Genomic DNA, 3170 nt, shown 5'->3' with positions numbered 1-3170 from the left:
TGAAAGCTGCAGGTGTGGACCGGTTTGTTCGTGGCTGGGAGAAAACGAGCGATCACGGTCCGGTATGGATCGAGATCGCAGATGAATGATGAAAAGTATACGCTAGGAGCTGCAGGAGAGCATGGAGCACCCGGCCTGCTGGGTAGCCCAGCCCGGTCGTGTTTCAAAAAACTCGTCGAAGTTTCTGGAGTATGGATCTTTAAGTGCCTCCTTGAGTTTTCTGAACAGGGTGTCCTGACCTTTCTCCAGTTCCGCTATGGCCATGTGCAGGAGGTAGTTCCGTAAAACAAAACGTGGGTTGCTCTTTCTCATTTTTTCGAGTGATTGTTCCCGTGTACAGGTGTTCCTGGTGATTCGCGCCAGGTAGCTTAGCACCCATTGATGCAACCCGGTCCGGTCCGCATCTCCGAGTTCTTCGTACAGACCAGGCTGAAAGTGTTTTTCAATCGCATGCTCGTCTTTTAGTTCCAGCGGCAGTTCGATCAGGAGCTGGTAGAATATGGTCATGTCTGGCTGTATGGAGGTCAGCAGTCTCTCCAGTTCCGCCACCAGAGGGACGTCTTCCTGGGTCGCGGCATCGAGTCCAAGTTTGCCGGCCATCATCTCATAGTATTTCGTCCAGTAGATGTCCTCGAAGGTCTTGAGTTGCTCTTCCAGTGGCTCAATTTCAGGAAATAGGGGCGCAATCGCATTGGCCAGGCAGCTTAGGTTCCAGTAGGCGATGGAAGCCTGACGCCCGAACGCATACCTTTTTCCCGGGAGATCTGTGGTATTGGGTGTAAAGTCCGGGTCGTAGTTGTCGAGGAAGGAGTAGGGACCATAATCGATGGTCAGGCCCAGTACAGACATGTTATCGGTGTTCATAACCCCATGTACAAATCCCACCCGGAGCCATTCTACGATCATCGTAGCGGTACGTTCGACCACTTCAGCAAACCACTGCAGGATACGTCCTTCGCCTTGCAGGTGCGGATAGTGGTGGTCTATGGTCCAGTTGATTAAATTCTTCAGGTTGTCGATCTCATTTCTTGCCGTAAGCATCTCGAAGTTGCCAAAGCGCAGAAAGCTTGGTGCAACGCGCATCACGATGGCGCCGGGTTCATATGCAGGGCGTCCGTCATAAAACATGTCGCGTACAACCTTGTCGCCGGTAGTCACCAAGCCCAATGCTCTTGTAGTCGGTATGCCCAGGTGAAACATGGCTTCACTCATTAAGTACTCCCTTACGGAAGACCTGAGTACTGCCCGGCCATCGGCACGGCGGGAGTATGCGGTAGGGCCTGCACCTTTTAACTGCAGTTCAAAGGTTTTACCTCCTGGTGTCTCCCATTCACCAAGTGTGATTGCACGGCCATCGCCGAGTTGGCCTGCCCAGTTGCCAAACTGGTGACCGGCGTAACATGCGGCATAGGGCTGCATGGATGGCGTTACCAGATTCCCGCCGAGTATATCAACATCCGCTGCCTCTGGACTGGCAATGCCCAGTTCATCAGCAAGGTCTGAGGACCATGCCAGAAGTACCGGTTTTTGGACCGGTGTTGGCAGTGCTTTGCTGTAGAATACGCCAGGTGTCTGCCGTGGCTTACGGTCGCCACTGTCGTCTCCGGGAAAATTGTTGACAAACTCGTTTTTAAAGGTCTTCTCGCTTAAATGCTGCATACTTATTCAGATTGATCTTTGGGACAGCGAAGGTTATGCCATACTGAAGTTCTTTGGGAAAATATGAAGAATCTATGGGATTTAGGGACTGCTTCCCGTGCCGGATCAGTCCCGTTTGAAGATGGGGTTGTGCTCTGGGGCGTGATGCTGTCAACAGATTGTGCGACAGAACGTTCTCATAATTAAAGAAAGTCTACTAATGCTGGTCCTGTTGCGCAGAAGGGTAGTGTCCGCTACTCTTGAAAAAAGAAACTATAATTTTAAATATCCGTATCTTTCCAATGCACTCGATCAACTCGTGCATAAATAGTATGAAAATAGTTTTTGCCTGCCTGTTGTTCTGCCTTTTTACACAGGGTCTGCTGGCGCAAACGGAAGATAGAAGGTATAATAAGGCCCTGGCAGACTCGCTTGGTGCCGATGAATATGGGATGAAAATGTACATCCTGGTCCTGTTGAAAACAGGATCCAATCAAACAAAGGATAAAGCGGCTATTGGGAAGCTGTTTGCCGGGCATATGGAAAATATCAACAAGCTGGCTGCGAACGGCAAGCTTGTTGTTGCTGGACCCATGGAGAAAAACGACAAGTTCTATCGTGGAATTTTCATCCTTAATGTGAAAACCGCGGAGGAAGCAGGGTTGCTGTTGAAAACCGATCCGGCAATTGCGGCGAAGCTATTGGATGCAGAACTTTATCCATGGTACGGCTCTGCTGCATTGCCGATGTATTTGAAGTATCACGATATCGTTGAGTTGAAGAAACCCTGATATTAATCTGTCCTGACCTTGTTTAATAAACAGCGCCAGGTTGGATAGGCTTCTGACGTATTCATCAACTCTTTCACAAGTGTCGTATATTCAGGATTGAAGAAAGAGACATAGGAAAAAACATCCAGCGTTGCTTGCGGTTTAAAGTTCTCCCCGATGATGTAACCGGCTTCGTGGTTAGCAGCGCGCGCTTTGTCGAAAGCAACCGTACTGTTGACGAATTCCGGGTGCGTCTGTTTACCGGTTGCATAGGGGACAAAGAAATCTACAGACTTCGCAATGGAGGAGCCAGAAGGAGAAACGTAAGTGTAGAAATTCATGCCGCCGCCGCGTTTAATAACGGTCGCTATGCTCAGAAGTGGTTCCAGCGTGTAGGCATGGTAATGCAGCGCATCGCGTTCCACGAAGTCCATACCAGAGCCATTGGCATATAAGTTAAGGTTGATCTGACGCTTCATCATGGTATCTACATATACCTTCAGTTTGTTGTCGTTCAGGATATATGCAATCTCGCCCACGATCTTGATGCGATGTGAATTCCAGTTGTTGTAAGACTTCTCCGTGTTCATCCTGGGATTGTTAATCTCTGCGATCGCTATCTGGGTAAGCCATGCGTTGGTAATCTTGCGGTCCTCAGCGGGGATGTCATCCTTAATCAGGTCGTAAGCTTCAAAGAGCGGTTCTAACTTCGTGTTGTTGATGGGATTGGCAACGGGTTGATTTACCTTTGCCCAGCTGGAG

The 3170-nt window shown here is 49.4% G+C and carries 3 protein-coding genes; 1 reads left to right on the top strand and 2 read right to left on the bottom strand.

Annotation, left to right across the window (positions count from 1 at the left end):
* Positions 1–102: 102 nt before the first annotated feature.
* Positions 103–1659 carry a protein adenylyltransferase SelO gene (locus tag ACKI5J_RS10575; RefSeq protein WP_407429270.1) on the bottom strand — a complete coding sequence of 519 codons (1557 nt, stop codon included), beginning with the start codon at positions 1657–1659 and terminating at the stop codon, positions 103–105.
* 311 nt (positions 1660–1970) lie between these two features.
* On the opposite strand from ACKI5J_RS10575, the gene ACKI5J_RS10570 reads away from it, so the two are divergent.
* On the top strand, positions 1971–2429 hold the full coding sequence (locus ACKI5J_RS10570; protein ID WP_407429268.1) for a YciI family protein: 459 nt from the start codon (positions 1971–1973) through the stop codon (positions 2427–2429).
* Positions 2430–2431: 2 nt separating this feature from the next.
* On the opposite strand, the gene ACKI5J_RS10565 is transcribed toward ACKI5J_RS10570, so the two are convergent.
* Positions 2432–3170: alginate lyase family protein (locus tag ACKI5J_RS10565; RefSeq protein ID WP_407429266.1), on the bottom strand; the 739-nt coding region annotated here is incomplete at its 5' end.

Source organism: Arcticibacter sp. (genome assembly GCF_045629565.1).
Taxonomy (GTDB): domain Bacteria; phylum Bacteroidota; class Bacteroidia; order Sphingobacteriales; family Sphingobacteriaceae; genus Arcticibacter.
The sequence above is the reverse complement of the archived record's forward strand: the minus strand, read 5'-3'. Positions and strand labels throughout refer to the sequence as shown.

Coding starts and splice junctions, on each gene's coding strand:
- ACKI5J_RS10575 (WP_407429270.1), bottom strand. CDS start 1,659: ATGCAGCATTTAAGCGAGAAGACCTTTAAAAACGAGTTTGTCAACAAT.
- ACKI5J_RS10570 (WP_407429268.1), top strand. CDS start 1,971: ATGAAAATAGTTTTTGCCTGCCTGTTGTTCTGCCTTTTTACACAGGGT.